The following is a 14485-nucleotide window of genomic DNA, read 5'->3' on the forward strand; positions in this document are numbered from 1 at the left end:
ACAGGGGGCCCGCCACACCATGAGCGTTGTCACCAACACGACCACCATCGGCGCCATCGAGCTGCCGAGCCGGCGGAACACCGAGCTCCTGCTGCTCGCCTTCGCCGTGGTCATCCCGATCTTCGCCTACGCCAACGTGGGCCTCGCGATCGACGGCAAGCTGCCGCCCGGCATGTTCGTCTACGGGCTGGGCTACGCCGCGCTCGCCGGCGTCGCGCACCTCGTCGTGCGCCGGTACGCGAAGTACGCGGACCCCCTGCTGCTCCCGTTGGCCACCCTCCTCAACGGGCTGGGCGTCGTCCTCATCTGGCGGCTCGACCAGTCGGAGCGGCTGCAGAACCTCGCGAAGCGCTCGTACGGCAGCTTCTCCCCCTCCGCGCCGAACCAGATGATCTACACGGCGCTCGCCATCGCCCTGTTCGCCGGCGTCCTGCTGCTGCTCAAGGACCACCGCGTCCTGCAGCGCTTCACGTACATCTCGATGGCCGGCTCGCTGGTGCTGCTGATCCTGCCCGTCATCCCGGGGCTGGGCGCCGACGTCTTCGGCGCCAAGATCTGGATCAGCGTCGGCGGGTTCTCCATCCAGCCCGGCGAGTTCGCGAAGATCGTCATCGCCGTCTTCTTCGCCGGCTACCTCATGGTCAAGCGCGACGCCCTGGCCCTGGCCAGCCGCCGCTTCATGGGCCTCTACCTGCCGCGCGGCCGCGACCTCGGCCCGATCCTGATGATCTGGGCGATGAGCCTGCTCGTCCTCATCTTCGAGAACGACCTCGGCACCTCGCTGCTCTTCTTCGGCATGTTCGTGATCATGCTGTACGTCGCCACCGAGCGGACCAGCTGGATCGTCATCGGCCTGCTCATGAGCATCGGCGGCGCCGTCGTCGTCGGCGCCACCGCCAGCCACGTCAAGGCCCGCGTCAACGCGTGGCTCGACCCCTTCGGCTGCTACAGCACCTCCGGCGCCTGCGAGCAGGTCGGACAGTCGATCATGAGCTTCGGGTCCGGCGGGGTCCTCGGCGCCGGCTGGGGCCAGGGCAACTCCGACCTCATCGGCTTCGCCGCCAACTCCGACTTCATCTTCTCCACCGTCGGCGAAGAGCTCGGGCTCACCGGCGTGATGGCCTTCCTGCTGCTCTACGGACTCATCATCGAGCGCGGCGTGCGCACCGCGCTCGCCGCCCGCGACCCCTTCGGCAAGCTCTTCGCCGTCGGCCTCTCCGGCGCCTTCGCCATCCAGATCTTCGTCGTCGCCGGCGGCGTGATGGGCCTCATCCCGCTCACCGGCATGACCATGCCCTTCCTCGCCTCCGGCGGCTCCTCCGTCCTCGCGAACTGGGCCCTCATCGGCATCCTCATCCGGATCAGCGACACCGCACGCCGACCTGCCCCGGCCCCCGCACCGTCCCCCGACTCCGAGATGACCCAGGTGGTCCGCCCGTCATGAACAAGCCCCTGCGCCGCATCTCGCTGTTCTGCGGGCTGCTCGTCCTCGCGCTGCTGATCCGGACCAACTGGCTGCAGTACGTCCAGGCCGAGGAACTCAGCACGCGCAAGGAGAACCGCCGGGTCCAGATCGCCCAGTACGCCACCGAGCGCGGCAACATCATCGTCAAGGGCAACCCGATCACGGGCTCCGCGGTGACCAACGGCAGCGACTACAAGTTCAAGCGGACCTACACCGAGGGCCAGCTCTGGGCCCCGGTCACCGGCTACGCCTCGCAGGCCTTCGGCTCCACCCAGCTGGAGTCGCTGGAGGACGGCATCCTCACCGGCAACGACGACCGGCTCTTCTTCGACCGCACCATCGGGATGTTCACCGGGGAGAAGAAGCAGGGCGGCAACGTCATCACCACCCTGAACCCGGACGCCCAGCGGGCCGCCTTCGAGAAGCTCGGCAACCGCAAGGGCGCGGTCGCCGCGATCGACCCGCGCACCGGCGCCATCCTGGCCCTGGTCTCCACCCCGTCGTACGACCCCTCCCGCTTCGCCGGCAACTCCAAGGACGACGAGAAGGCCTGGGTCGAGCTGAAGGACAGCGAGGACAAGAACCTCGTCAACCGCGCCCTGCGCGAGACCTACCCGCCGGGCTCCACCTTCAAGGTCGTGACGGCCGCCGCCGCCCTGGAGCACAAGGTCGTCGACGACATCAACGCCCCGACGGACACCCCCGAGCCGTACATCCTGCCGGGCACCAAGACGCCGATGGTCAACCACGCGACCGGCTGCGAGAAGGCCAGCCTGAACAAGGCCCTCGAAGTGTCGTGCAACTCCGTCTTCGCGAACATGGGCGACAAGGTCACCCGCGACAAGATGGTCGAGACCGCCGAGAAGTTCGGCTTCAACAACGACAAGATCGACGTCCCGGTCCGCGCCTTCGCCAGCGTCTACGACAAGAAGATGAGCCGCGACGGCAACGCCCAGAGCTCCATCGGGCAGTTCAACACCGCCGCCACCCCGCTCCAGATGGCCATGGTCACCGCCGCCATCGCCAACGACGGCAAGCTGATGAAGCCGTACATGGTGGACCAGCTGACGGCGCCCAACCTCGACCTCGTCGAGAAGCACGAGCCGCAGGAGATGAGCCGGCCGCTCAGCGCCGCCAACGCGCAGAAGGTCCAGCAGATGATGGTCAACGTCGTCGAGACCGGCACCGGCGGCAACGCCAAGATCAAGAACACGGTGGTCGGCGGCAAGACCGGCACCGCCCAGCACGGCGAGGGCAACAAGAAGCGCCCGTACGCCTGGTTCATCTCCTACGCCGAGCTGCCCGACGGCAGCTCGCCCGTGGCCGTGGCCGTCGTCATCGAGGACAGCGAGGCGAGCCGCGAGGACATCAGCGGCGGCGGCCTGGCCGCGCCGGTGGCCAAGGCCGTGATGCAGGCGGTCCTGGGCGGCAAGGGGTGACGGGCCGCCCGGGGGAGTGACCCGTGTCACCGTCCCGGGCCCCCGGGGCAGCGCACGGTACCGGTCCGGTATCAGCCTGTGGCCACGAGCCGATCACGGACGCTCGGCCGGTAGCCTTTGCGCGAACAGCACACCGCCGGACCACACACAGGTGCGGTCGGGACTGACGGAGAGGGCTGGAACGTTATGGAAGAGCCGCGGCGCCTCGGCGGCCGGTACGAGCTGAGCCACGTGCTCGGCCGTGGTGGCATGGCCGAGGTCTACCTCGCCCACGACACCCGGCTCGGCCGTACCGTCGCCGTCAAGACCCTGCGTGCCGATCTCGCGCGCGATCCGTCGTTCCAGGCCCGGTTCCGGCGCGAGGCCCAGTCGGCCGCGTCGCTGAACCACCCGGCGATCGTCGCCGTCTACGACACCGGCGAAGACTACGTCGACAACATCTCCATCCCGTACATCGTGATGGAGTACGTCGACGGCTCCACGCTGCGCGAGCTCCTGCACTCCGGCCGCAAGCTGCTGCCCGAGCGCACGCTGGAGATGTGCATCGGCATCCTCCAGGCCCTGGAGTACTCCCACCGGGCCGGGATCGTCCACCGCGACATCAAGCCCGCCAACGTCATGCTGACCCGCACCGGCCAGGTCAAGGTCATGGACTTCGGCATCGCCCGCGCCATGGGCGACTCCGGCATGACCATGACGCAGACCGCGGCGGTCATCGGCACCGCCCAGTACCTCTCGCCGGAGCAGGCCAAGGGCGAGCAGGTCGACGCGCGCTCCGACCTCTACTCCGCCGGCTGCCTGCTCTACGAGCTGCTCTGCGTCCGGCCCCCGTTCGTCGGCGACTCCCCCGTGGCCGTCGCCTACCAGCACGTACGGGAAGAGCCCCAGCCGCCGTCCAACTTCGACCCCGAGATCACGCCCGAGATGGACGCGATCGTGTTGAAGGCGCTGGTCAAGGACCCCGACTACCGCTACCAGTCCGCCGACGAGATGCGCGCGGACATCGAGGCCTGCCTCGACGGCCAGCCCGTCGCCGCCACCGCCTCCATGGGCGCGGCCGGCTACGGCTACCCCGACCAGGGCCACGGCTACGGCCACCAGGGCGGCTACGACCAGCCCACCACCGCGCTGCGCACCGCCGAGGGCGGCCAGACGGCCATGATGGCGCCCATGCCTCCGGGCGGGGGCGACGGCGGGTACGGGTACGCAGACCAGGGCCACGGCTACGACCAGGGCCCGCACCGGCGCCAGAAGAAGAGCAAGGCGTCCACGATCCTGCTCGTGGCGGCCGGCGTCCTCGTCCTGGTCGGCGCGATCCTCATCGGCCGCTCCCTCTTCAGCGGCGGCGCCGACAACCGGCCCTCCGTGCCCAAGCTCGTGGGCCAGACCCTCGAACAGGCGCAGAAGAGCGGCGACAACGCGGGTGTCAAGGTCGTGCAGGACGGCGAGACGGAGTGCGAGGCGCAGCCCAAGGGCGCCGTCTGCTCTCAGGTGCCGGCGGCCGACACCAAGGTCGACCAGGACTCCACGGTCAAGGTGAAGATCTCCTCGGGCGCGCCCGCGGTGCCGGTGCCGGACGTGCTGCGGGTGCAGTTCGACGACGCGGAGAAGACGCTCAAGGCCAAGGGGTTCCAGGTGGAGCGCAAGCTCCAGGAGTCCGAGAGCACCGCAGGCATCGTCCTCGACCAGAACCCCAAGGCCGGCAGCCAGGCCAAGAAGAACGACGTCATCACGCTGACCGTCGCCAAGGAACTCTCCAAGGCCGAGGTGCCGGACCTGCTGGGCAAGACCCGGGAGCAGGCGGTCAAGGCGCTGCAGGACGCCAAGCTGAAGCTGGGCAGCGTGACGGAGACGGAGTCGCCGGCGGCTCCGCCGAAGACGGTCATCCAGCAGCAGTACCCGGCCGGTGAGCAGATCGAGGTCAACAAGACGGTCAACATCACCATCGCCAAGGCCGCCCAGCAGACCCAGGTCCCGAACCTGGCGCAGAAGACGGTGGCCCAGGCCAAGGACGAACTGGCCTCCAAGGGGCTGAAGTTCGGCCGGGTGATCTCCGGACCGTCGGACGACGACTCGATGGTGGTCTTCTCCGACCCGGGCGCCGGCACCCCGGTCAACACCGGTACCGAGGTCAACGTGATGACGGTCCGCGGCCAGGGCGGGAACAACAACGGCGGCGGCAACGGCAACAACGACGGCTTCATCGGCGGCCTCGGCGGCCGCTAGGCGGGCCGGGACCCAGGCCCCGCCCGCGGACGAAAGGCCCGGCCCCCCTCCCCGGGGGCCGGGCCTTCGCGTTGCAGCCCGCACAGCCCCGCCCAGGGGCCTTGTCGGGGCTCTGGACCGCGGCCGCGGCGAGTGTCGCGGCCCCGAGTTCCGGTCCGGGCCCGACCCGGGCCGTCAGCGCAGTTCGGCGGGGGGCGTGCGCTGCGCGTCCACCTTCTCCGTCCGCACCAGCTCGCCCCACACGATGTAGCGGTACTTCGAGGTGTAGACGGGCGTGCAGGTGGTCAGCGTGATGAAGCGGCCCGGAGCGGTCCGGCCCGATTCCCTGGGGACCGGGTTGATCACGTCCACGTTGTACTTCGAGGTCTGGCTCAGCTCCGCGAAGGCCTTGTAGACGTACCAGGTGTCGCGCGTCTCGAAGACGATCGCGTCGCCGGTGCGCACCTTGTCGATGTTGTGGAACTTCGCCCCGTGCCCGTCCCGGTGCGCGGCGAGCGCGAAGTTCCCGGTGGCGTCCCACGGCAGCGCCGACTTGACCGGCTCGGTGTAGTAGCCGGCGACCCCGTCGTCGAGGACGTCGGGCGCGGTGCCCGCCTTGACGAGCACCTCGCCGTTCTTCATCGCCGGCACGTGCAGGAAGCCGACGCCGTCCCCGGTGTCCAGCGCCCCCGGCTCCGCGGGCCTGTCCGGGGCGGGCGCCTGCCACTGCCGGCGGATCTCGTCGCCGCGGGTGGCGGCCTGGCGGTCCGCGAGCACGTTCGTCCACCACAGGGAGTACGCGACGAACAGGCCCAGCACCAGGCCCACGGTGATCAGGACCTCGCCCAAGAGGCTCAGGAACCCGGCGAGCACGCTGCGGCGCGGCGCCCGCACCTCGCCGGTGTCGGCCGCCGCAGGGGCGGGGCCGTTGCGGCGGTGGCTGGAAGGAGACACTGCGGTTTCGTCCTTAGGGCGGCTACGGGCTGGTCAGCGCGGGGGGCGGCCCCTCGCTGCGGGGGCGTTCCCCGGTCATCCTGCCCCATACGATCATCCGGTAGGTGCTGGTGAACTCCGGGGTGCAGGTGGTCAGCGTGAGGTACCGGCCCGGGGCGGTGAACCCCGAGCCCTCGGGGACCGGCTTGATGACCGACACGTTGGTCGGCGGGGTCTGCGCCAGCGACGAGGTCATCTCGTACGTGTAGTAGGCGTCCCGGGTCTCGACCACCACCTGGTCGCCGGGGACCAGCCGGTTGATGTAGCGGAACGGCTCGCCGTGCGTGTTCCGGTGCCCCGCCACCGCGAAGTTGCCCTGGGGGTCCGCCGGCATCGCCGTCTTCAGCGCGCCCTCGGAGTAGTGCCCGACCATGCCCCGGTCCAGCACCTTGGCCTTGCTGATGCCCTCCGCGACCGGCACCTTCACGTCCAGCTTGGGGATGTGGAGGATGGCGAAGCCCTGCCCGGGCTCGAACGCCGTCACCGGCGGGGCGGCGGAGCCGTCGGCGGGGGCGTGCTCCCAGGTCTGCCGGAGCGAGCCGGCGGCCCCGCTGGCCGTCCGCTCGGCCAGCAGGTTGGTGTACCAGAGCTGGTAGGCGACGAACATCAGCATCACCAGGCCGAGGGTGATGAACAGCTCGCCCGCCAGCCGGCTGGCGACGACCAGCGGGCCGCCCGACGCCGGCCGCCCGCGCCGCCGCCCGCCGCGCCGCCGCCCGCCGCGCCGCCGCGTCTGCCGGGCGGCCCGTTTCGCGGCCTCCTGGGCGGCCCTGCGTCGCGCGGCCCGGCCCCCGGTGGGTGCGGGCGGCGCGAGCGCGGTCACGCGAGGGCCTTGCCCACCACCGGGGCCAGCCCCACCGAACGTTCCACGGCGCCCGCGTCCCCGCAGCGGACCAGCCAGTTCGCGAGCATCAGGTGCCCCCACTCGGTCAGCACCGACTCGGGGTGGAACTGCACGCCCTCGACGTCGGCCTCCCGGTGGCGCAGGCCCATGATGATCCCGTCCTCGGTCCGCGCCGTGACCTCCAGCACGTCCGGGAGGGCCAGCGGCTCGGCGGCCAGCGAGTGGTAGCGCGTCGCGGTGAACGGCGAGGGCAGTCCCTCGAACACGCCCAGGCCCGCGTGCACCACGGGGGAGGTCTTGCCGTGCAGCAGCTCGGGGGCCCGGTCCACGACCCCGCCGTACGCCACGGCCATCGACTGCATGCCCAGGCAGACGCCGAACACCGGGACGCCGGTCGCGGCGCAGTGCCGGACCATGTCGATGCAGACGCCCGCCTCTTCCGGCGTGCCCGGCCCCGGGGAGAGCAGTACGCCGTCGAAGCCGTCCTGCGCGTGCGAGAGCTCCACCTCGTCGTTGCGCAGCACCTCGCATTCGGCGCCGAGCTGGTAGAGGTACTGGACCAGGTTGAAGACAAAGCTGTCGTAGTTGTCGACAACCAGAATGCGCGCGCTCACGGAGTGGCTCCCGATCCCTCGTCCACCGTCACGTCGTTGAACGGCAGCAGCGGCTCGGCCCACGGGAAGACGTACTGGAACAGTACGAACACCACCGCGAGGACCAGTACGAGTGAGATCAGCGCGCGCACCCACGCGTTGCCCGGCAGATGCCGCCAGATCCAGCCGTACATGGCGCCTGTCGCCCTTTCGTCCACGATCGTCCCACGCACCGCGGGGGCGGTGTGCGACCAGACTAAAGGCAGCGGCCCGGCGGGGTGGGCGCCCTCGGCAATCCCCTCGGACCGGACGGGCCGGCCGGCCGCGCACCGGCCGGTTCCGGCCGTCAGCCGCGGCGCGTGCCGGTCAGTTCCGCCCACACGACGAGCCGGTGGCTGTGGCCCCACTCGGGGTCGCAGGTGGTCAGGGTCAGGTAGCGGCCGGGGGCGGTGAAGGGCGACTTCGGGGGCACCGGGTCGACCACGGCCACGTCGGTGGGCAGGGTGCGCAGCGGGCCGCCGCGGATCGTGTAGGTGTACGTGGTGGTCGCGTCCTTGAGGATCACCTCGTCGCCGGGGCGCAGGTCGGGAAAGTCCTTGAAGGGGTCGCCGTAGGTGCGGCGGTGGCCCGCGACCGCGAAGTTGCCGAGCCCGCCGAGGGGGGCGGTGCCCGCGTAGTGGCCGAGGCCCTTCTTGAGGAGCTCGGTGCCGGTGCCCTCCAGGACCGGCTTCCTCCAGTCGGGGCCGAACCGGGGCACGTACATCTCGGCGAAGGCCCGGCCGGCGGGGTGGCCGGCCTGCGGAGCGGCCTGCGGAGCGGCCGTCGCGGACGGGGCGGACGGGGCGGACGGGCCGGGCGGGGGCGCGGGGGCCGAGGGGGCGGGGGAGGCGGCGGCCGCGGCCCAGCCGTCGCGCAGCCGGGCCATCTCGCCGTCCATGGCCCGGTCGGCCTTGACCCCGGTCCAGAAGAGGACGTAGACCGTGAAGAGCACGATCAGCGTGCCGGCCGTCAGGCACAGCTCGCTGAACGTCCGGACCAGCAGCCGCAGCAGGCCGCCGGGGCGGGGCCCGTCAGGAGGTCGGTTCCACCGGCTTCGCATAGTGGAGGTCCACTGTGCCGGAGTAGCCGGGCAGTGTCAGGGCCTTGTGCTCGTCGACTTTCCAGCCGAGCCCGTAGGCGGTCACGTACAGCTGGTAGTTCTGCAGCGCGGGGGAGGCCCCCAGGGCCTTGCGGAGCGCGCCGGGGTCGCCGACCGCGGAGACCTTGTACGGGGGCGAGTAGACGCGGCCCTGGAGGATCAGGGTGTTGCCCACGCAGCGGACGGCGCTGGTGGCGATGAGCCGCTGGTCCATGACCTGGACGCCCTGGGCCCCGCCCTGCCAGAGGGCGTTCACCACGGCCTGGAGGTCCTGCTGGTGGATGACCAGGTCGTTGGGCTGCGGCTCGGGCACGTTGGGGATGCGGGCGGTGGCGTTCGGCGGGGCGTCGTCGAGGGTGACGGTCAGGCCCCTGCCGGACAGCTCCTCGGTGCCGGAGGCCTTGCGCAGGGCGGCCAGCTTGGCGTCCTCGGCCCGGGTGCTGCCGTCGTCGCGCTCGGCGAGGGCGTCCACCCGGGTGCGCACCGGTCCGAGGCTGTCCTCCAGCTCCGCGTTGTTCTGGCTGCGCTCGCGGATGAGGTCGGACAGCTTGAGCAGGGAGGCGTCGGTCCGGATGTTCGTACCCTTGGACGTGTTGAAGCTGGTGACGAAGATGAGGCCGGCCAGGGCGAACACGGCGGCGGTCAGCAGCCGGACCGGTCTGGCCCGGCGACGGGGACCCGCGGAGGAGTCGTCGGAATTGCGCAACGTACCCTTCTCCTTCAACGCCACAGGTCCACTACGCTAACGGACGCCCGGGGCAGGCAAGGTCCCCAGCCCATCGACAGGAGAGCCCCTCGTGCCGAAGTCTCGTATCCGCAAGAAGGACGACTACACGCCGCCGCCGGCGCGCCAGCCGCAGGCCATCAGGCTGACGAACCGCAGCTGGGTCGCCCCGGTCATGCTGGCACTTTTCCTGATCGGGCTCGCCTGGATCGTGGTCTTCTACGTGACCGAGACCCAGATGCCGATCGAGTCGCTGGGCAATTGGAACATCGTGGTCGGTTTCGGATTCATCGCGGCGGGATTCGGCGTTTCCACGCAGTGGAAGTAGCACCTTCCGGTCCCCGAGGGAAGCTCTCCCCAAGAGTTATCCACAGCGTCATCCACACCTGAGGAAAAGACAGAAGATCTGTGGATAACTCTGTGGAGAGTTGACGCCGGTGTGATCAGGTGAGTTCGGCCGTACGGACCAGCACCACGGCCGCCACCAGCAGGAACACCACCGCGCAGGTCCCCCACTGGATCAGCGCGCGGGTCCTGCCCGTGGCGGGCCGGAGCATCCCCACCCCCACCAGCGCGCCGGTGACCAGGCCGCCCACGTGCGCCTGCCAGGACACGGTGAGGCTGCCGCCGAGGGGCACGAAGGTCAGCACCAGCATCAGCCCGACCATGACCAGCACCGGCCGCATCTCGTACCGCAGCCGGCGCGCGAGCACCACGGTGGCTCCGAGCAGGCCGAAGACGGCGCCGGAGGCACCGAGCGTCGGGGTGTTCGGCGCGGTCAGCAGATAGACGAGGGCGCTGCCGCCCAGCCCCGACAGCAGGTAGACGGCGAGGTAGCGGGCCCGGCCCAGCGCCGCTTCCAGCGGCCCGCCGATCACCCACAGGCCGATCATGTTGCCGATGATGTGCCACCACTCGACGTGCAGGAACACCGAGCTCAGCAGCCGGTAGTACTCGCCGGTGGACACGCCCTCGACCGGGGCCCCGAAGTAGGTGACGTACCGGCCGAGCAACTCCAGGTGCACCACGGCCGTCGGCACCGCGAGACCGAACAGGAACACGGCCGCGTTCAGGCCGATCAGGACCTTGGTGACCAGGTGCGGATCGGCGGCCACCACCCCGCCGGCGAGGGTGCGCGGCGCGTGGGCCGCGGGCCCGCGCCCGGTGCCGGAGCCGGAGCCGTCCCGCACGCAGGTCGGGCACTGGAAGCCGACCGAGGCACTGATCATGCACTCGGGGCAGATGGGACGGGAGCAACGGGTGCAGCTGATCCCGGTGGCGCGGTCCGGGTGGCGGTAGCAGCCCGGCAGACGGTCGGTGTCCATCGGTCCCCTCGGTCGGCGGCGGGACAGGCGCGCCCCGCCGGTCCGGTATGTGTATCCAGGACGGACGGGCGGGGCGGAAAGGTTCCCGGCGGGCGCCCGGGGCGGGTGCGCCGGGCGGTGCGGGTACGCCGGGCGGGCGCGGCGGGGCAGCTGCGGTCAGCGCTTCTCGACGACGACCGACTGGATCACGACGTCGTCCACGGGGCGCTCGGTGCGCGGATTGGTGGGCAGGGCCGCGATGGCGTCCACGACGCTCCGGGAGCCCTTGTCGGTGACCTCGCCGAAGATGGTGTGCTTGCGGGTCAGCCAGGCGGTGGGGGCGACGGTGACGAAGAACTGCGAGCCGTTGGTGCCCGGCCCGGCGTTGGCCATGGCCAGCAGGTACGGCTTGGTGAAGGCGAGGTCGGGGTGGAACTCGTCGGCGAACTGGTAGCCGGGGCCGCCGGTGCCGTTGCCCAGCGGGTCGCCGCCCTGGATCATGAACCCGCTGATGACGCGGTGGAAGACGGTGCCGTCGTAGAGCGGGTCCGTGGTCTTCTGGCCGTCGGTCGGCCGGGTCCACTCACGGCCCCCCGTGGCCAGCTCGACGAAGTTCCGCACGGTCTTCGGAGCGAAGTTCTCCAGCAGCTCGATCTCGATGTCGCCGTGGGTGGTCTTCAGGGTGGCGTAGAGCTTCTCGGCCACGGATTCTGCCTTCCATAGTCATCACTGTCGGTCCCCGATACTCCCACGGAGCGCAGCGGAGCACAGAAATCCTCCACTCGGATGCCCTGTCGCGCATGCCCGTCGGCCGCGCGGCAGGCATGATCCGACAAAGGGTGGAAAGGTGAACCGTGTCCGCCACCGAGGAGGAGGAACCCCGTGACCCGCAAGGACAGCGTGCGCCTGGCCGCCGAAAGCGCCAGGGAGACTGTGCGGCACGCGTCGGAAGTGGTGGCGCCGTACGCAGAAACCGCCAAGGATGCCGCGGTGCACTACGCGCATGAGGCGAACGAGCGACTGGCGCCCAAGGTCTCGTACGCGGCCAACGAGGCCGCGCGACAGGCCCGTACGACCTACGACTCCCATGTGCACCCCCGGCTCCGTCAGGCGCGCACCCACGTACCGACGAACGTGGACCGGGCGGCGACCCGGGCCGTGAAGCAGACGCGCAGGGCGGCGCGGCAGGCGGCCGACTACACCCAGCCCCGGTTCGAGAGCGCGCTCGCCGCGGCCACCCCGGTCGCCGAGGAGGCCGCTTCGCGGTCGACGGCGGCCTTCGCGGCGCTGCGCGGCCAGGTGTCGGCCAAGGAGGTGCAGCGGCTGGTGCGGCGCCACGAACGGCGGGCCCGCGCGGGTCGGCTGTTCAAGGGCGTCGCGATCGCCGGCGTGCTGGCCGGCGGCGCCTACCTGGCCTGGAAGTGGTGGGACCAGCAGTCCAACCCGGACTGGCTCGTCGAGCCGCCCGCCGCCACCGAGCTCTCGTCGCGGGACTCCGCGGCGGCCAGCTTCGACGACGAGCTGGCGGAGAAGGAGCGCGAGGCCGGGCCGGGGTCGGCCCCCGAGGACAAGCGGCTCTGACGCCGCGCGCACATGACGCGGGCCCCGCGACCGGAAGACCGGTCGCGGGGCCCGCGTCATGTGCGGGGTGCGGGGCGGCTCAGTGCGGGAGGGTGAGCAGCATGCCCGGGCGGACCAGGTCCGGGTGGGCGCCGATGACGCCCCGGTTCATCGCGTACAGCTCGCGCCAGCGGGCCTCGTTGCCGAGCTCGCGGCGGGCGATCAGGGCGAGCGTGTCCCCGGCCCGGACGGCGTACGTGCGCCGCGCGGCCGCCGGCCCCGGCGCCGTGGGGGCAGCGGGTACGGCCTTGTGCGCGGCCGAGGCGGGCGAGGGGGTGTGGGGGGCGCCGGAGCCCCGGGGCGGCGCGGCCGGACGCGGCGGCGCGGTGGGCGGCCTGGGGGCGACCGGAACGGCCTTGTGCGCGGCGGACGTCGGGGACGGGGCCGCGGGCGCGGGCTTGGGCGGCGCGGCCGCCGCCATGCGGTCGGCGGCGGCCCGGGTCGCCGAGGCCGCGTCGGCGGCGGAGCTCGGGGGACGCTGCGCGGACCCCTCGTCCCGCTGCTGCCTGTCGGGCTTCAGGAAGTCGAAGATTCCCATGTCTGTACGCCTCCGGCGGGCTGGGTCCCCCTGGGCGGAGGGCCTCCTCCCACTGTCCGCCACGGGGCGCCGGGCGGCCCGGCGACGGGCCCGTCCGGGGGACGGCGCCCGGCCGTCACCGACGGGCGCGGCGGCCGGGACCGGGGCTCTGCGACGGGCCGCCCACCGCCCGCACGGAGCCCGCGCTCCCGCCGGACCGCCCGCGCCGCCACGCCGCTGCGACGGGACGTTTCACGTGGAACACCGCGGGGCCGCCGAGCCCCGGCCGCCGTACGCTTCGGCCGCCGGCGCACGCACCGCACGGAACGAGCCGACCGGGCCGGGAGCTGTCTGTAGCGTGGCACCGCAACGGTTCATCGGCCCGGGGGGCGCCGACAGCGTTCTGTGCGCCCCTGTCGGAACAGACAGATCGGGAGTGCTGCGTGCTCACCACCATGATCACTGGCGGGACCGGCTTCGTCGGCAGCCACGTCGTCCAACAGGCCCGGCTCCGGGGCGCGGCCCTGACCCTGATGTCCCACCGCCGGCCCGTCCCCCCGGCCGCCGCACCCGAAGCCCGGGTGGTCCGGGCCGACCTCGCGGACCCCGGCTCCCTGGGCGGGGCCTGCGAGGGGGTCGACGTCCTCGTGCACTGCGCCTCGCAGATCGGCGGCACCCCCGAGGACAACGAGAACGTCAACGCCCGCGGCACCGAGGCCCTGGTCGCGGAGGCCCGCCGGGCGGGCGTCTCCCGCATCGTCTACCTCAGCACCGCCTCCGTGTACGGACGCGGCAGCTTCCGGGGCGCCCTCCCCGAGCAGCTGGCCCCCGCCCCGGAGTCACCGACCTCCCGCAGCCGACTGGCCGCCGAGGACGCGGTCCTGGCCGCGGGCGGCATCGTCCTGCGCCCCCACCTGGTGTACGGGCGGGGCGACGCCTGGGTGGTACCGGGCCTGGTGCGCTTCCTGCGGGCGCTGCGCGGCGCGGCCGCCGGGTGGAACACCCGGATCTCGGCGATCTCCGCTCCCGAACTGGCCACGCTGCTGGTGGGGTTGGCGCTGATACCGCCCGGCCGGCTGACCGCGTCCGTCTACCACGCCGCACACCCCCGGCCGGTCACCGCGGCCACCCTGCTGGACACCGTGGCCGACTGCGCCCAGCTCCCGCGCGCGGCGGGCCGGCTGACCCTGGCCGAGGCGCGCGAGCGCCTGGCCCGCGACGCGTGGGCCGCGCACCGGCTGGACATGCTGGCCACCGACCACTGGTTCGAGAGCGCCCCGGTCTGGGCCGACCTCGGCCAGCGGCCCGGCCCGGGCTTCGAGGAGGAGTTCGCCAAGATCCGCACCTGGTACCGGGACAGCATCCTCGCCCCCTGACCCCCCGCCCCCGGCACGCGAAAAACCCCTCCGCCCTGCGTTCGTGCAGGTCGGAGGGGTTTCCTCGCGTGGAGCCTAGGAGATTCGAACTCCTGACATCTGCCTTGCAAAGGCAGCGCTCTACCAACTGAGCTAAGGCCCCGGGACAGGGCACGGCCGTACCCCGTACGAGGTGAGGTCGTTCCGCGGAACAGAGTACCGGGTGTACCCCCTCATCTCGCAAAATGATAGGGACTCCCGCCCCACGACCACGCTCCGTAAGATGCT

General features: G+C 71.9%; 14 protein-coding genes, 1 tRNA gene and 1 pseudogene. 6 read left to right on the plus strand and 10 right to left on the minus strand.

The genetic code is table 11. From position 1 onward, the window contains the following. Positions 1-19: 19 nt before the first annotated feature. The 3 genes from CP968_RS16760 to pknB all read left to right on the plus strand — a co-directional run bounded on the left by CP968_RS16760 (position 20) and on the right by pknB (position 5130). The gene (locus tag CP968_RS16760) at positions 20-1444 is read left to right on the plus strand and encodes an FtsW/RodA/SpoVE family cell cycle protein (RefSeq protein WP_150518794.1); all 1425 of its coding nucleotides are present in this window, start codon (positions 20-22) and stop codon (positions 1442-1444) included. Beyond that, positions 1441-2904: a peptidoglycan D,D-transpeptidase FtsI family protein gene (locus CP968_RS16765; RefSeq protein ID WP_150518795.1), complete on the plus strand. Its 1464-nt coding sequence runs from the start codon at positions 1441-1443 to the stop codon at positions 2902-2904. Before CP968_RS16760 ends, CP968_RS16765 begins: the two co-directional genes overlap by 4 nt. Positions 2905-3090: 186 nt before the next feature. Next, complete coding sequence (gene pknB / locus CP968_RS16775) at positions 3091-5130, plus strand: Stk1 family PASTA domain-containing Ser/Thr kinase (protein WP_150518797.1); 2040 nt, start codon at positions 3091-3093, stop codon at positions 5128-5130. 174 nt (positions 5131-5304) lie between these two features. Here the strand turns inward: pknB and CP968_RS16780 are convergent, their stop codons facing one another. The 6 genes and pseudogenes from CP968_RS16780 to CP968_RS16800 form a co-directional block, all read right to left on the minus strand. Further along, positions 5305-6003, minus strand: a complete 699-nt coding sequence (locus CP968_RS16780; protein WP_150521954.1) for a class E sortase — start codon at positions 6001-6003, stop codon at positions 5305-5307. Between the two features lie 82 nt (positions 6004-6085). After that, positions 6086-6766, minus strand: a pseudogene (locus CP968_RS16785) (class E sortase); the annotation flags it as partial. A gap of 155 nt (positions 6767-6921) precedes the next feature. Further along, positions 6922-7560, minus strand: coding sequence for an aminodeoxychorismate/anthranilate synthase component II (locus tag CP968_RS16790; protein ID WP_150518799.1), 639 nt, complete (start codon positions 7558-7560; stop codon positions 6922-6924). After that, positions 7557-7733 carry a hypothetical protein gene (locus CP968_RS34110; protein WP_030011120.1) on the minus strand — a complete coding sequence of 59 codons (177 nt, stop codon included), beginning with the start codon at positions 7731-7733 and terminating at the stop codon, positions 7557-7559. The genes CP968_RS16790 and CP968_RS34110 overlap by 4 nt, the downstream gene beginning before the upstream one ends. 152 nt (positions 7734-7885) lie before the next feature. Continuing rightward, the gene (locus CP968_RS16795) at positions 7886-8638 is read right to left on the minus strand and encodes a class E sortase (RefSeq protein WP_150518800.1); all 753 of its coding nucleotides are present in this window, start codon (positions 8636-8638) and stop codon (positions 7886-7888) included. Next, the gene (locus CP968_RS16800; protein ID WP_150518801.1) at positions 8610-9383 is read right to left on the minus strand and encodes a DUF881 domain-containing protein; all 774 of its coding nucleotides are present in this window, start codon (positions 9381-9383) and stop codon (positions 8610-8612) included. The genes CP968_RS16795 and CP968_RS16800 overlap by 29 nt, the downstream gene beginning before the upstream one ends. A 91-nt stretch (positions 9384-9474) precedes the next feature. Here CP968_RS16800 and crgA point away from each other — a divergent pair, with 91 nt between their 5' ends. Then, positions 9475-9729, plus strand: coding sequence for a cell division protein CrgA (gene crgA / locus CP968_RS16805; RefSeq protein ID WP_150518802.1), 255 nt, complete (start codon positions 9475-9477; stop codon positions 9727-9729). Positions 9730-9844: 115 nt separating this feature from the next. Here the strand turns inward: crgA and CP968_RS16810 are convergent, their stop codons facing one another. Continuing rightward, the gene (locus tag CP968_RS16810; protein ID WP_150518803.1) at positions 9845-10726 is read right to left on the minus strand and encodes a rhomboid family intramembrane serine protease; all 882 of its coding nucleotides are present in this window, start codon (positions 10724-10726) and stop codon (positions 9845-9847) included. Between the two features lie 156 nt (positions 10727-10882). Next, positions 10883-11410 (minus strand): peptidylprolyl isomerase, encoded by a 528-nt coding sequence (locus tag CP968_RS16815; protein WP_150518804.1) that lies wholly within the window; start codon positions 11408-11410, stop codon positions 10883-10885. A 177-nt stretch (positions 11411-11587) separates the two neighbouring features. Between CP968_RS16815 and CP968_RS16820 the strand changes: the two genes are divergently transcribed. Next, the gene (locus CP968_RS16820; RefSeq protein ID WP_167536812.1) at positions 11588-12286 is read left to right on the plus strand and encodes a DUF5324 family protein; all 699 of its coding nucleotides are present in this window, start codon (positions 11588-11590) and stop codon (positions 12284-12286) included. A gap of 79 nt (positions 12287-12365) precedes the next feature. Here CP968_RS16820 and CP968_RS16825 read toward each other — a convergent pair whose 3' ends face one another. Continuing rightward, on the minus strand, positions 12366-12863 hold the full coding sequence (locus tag CP968_RS16825; RefSeq protein ID WP_150518805.1) for a LysM peptidoglycan-binding domain-containing protein: 498 nt from the start codon (positions 12861-12863) through the stop codon (positions 12366-12368). A 422-nt stretch (positions 12864-13285) separates the two neighbouring features. Between CP968_RS16825 and CP968_RS16830 the strand changes: the two genes are divergently transcribed. Then, positions 13286-14218: an NAD-dependent epimerase/dehydratase family protein gene (locus tag CP968_RS16830; RefSeq protein ID WP_229886394.1), complete on the plus strand. Its 933-nt coding sequence runs from the start codon at positions 13286-13288 to the stop codon at positions 14216-14218. Between the two features lie 69 nt (positions 14219-14287). Here the strand turns inward: CP968_RS16830 and CP968_RS16835 are convergent. After that, positions 14288-14360, minus strand: a tRNA-Ala gene (locus tag CP968_RS16835). Positions 14361-14485: the final 125 nt, after the last annotated feature.

Source organism: Streptomyces subrutilus (assembly GCF_008704535.1).
Classification (GTDB): domain Bacteria; phylum Actinomycetota; class Actinomycetes; order Streptomycetales; family Streptomycetaceae; genus Streptomyces; species Streptomyces subrutilus.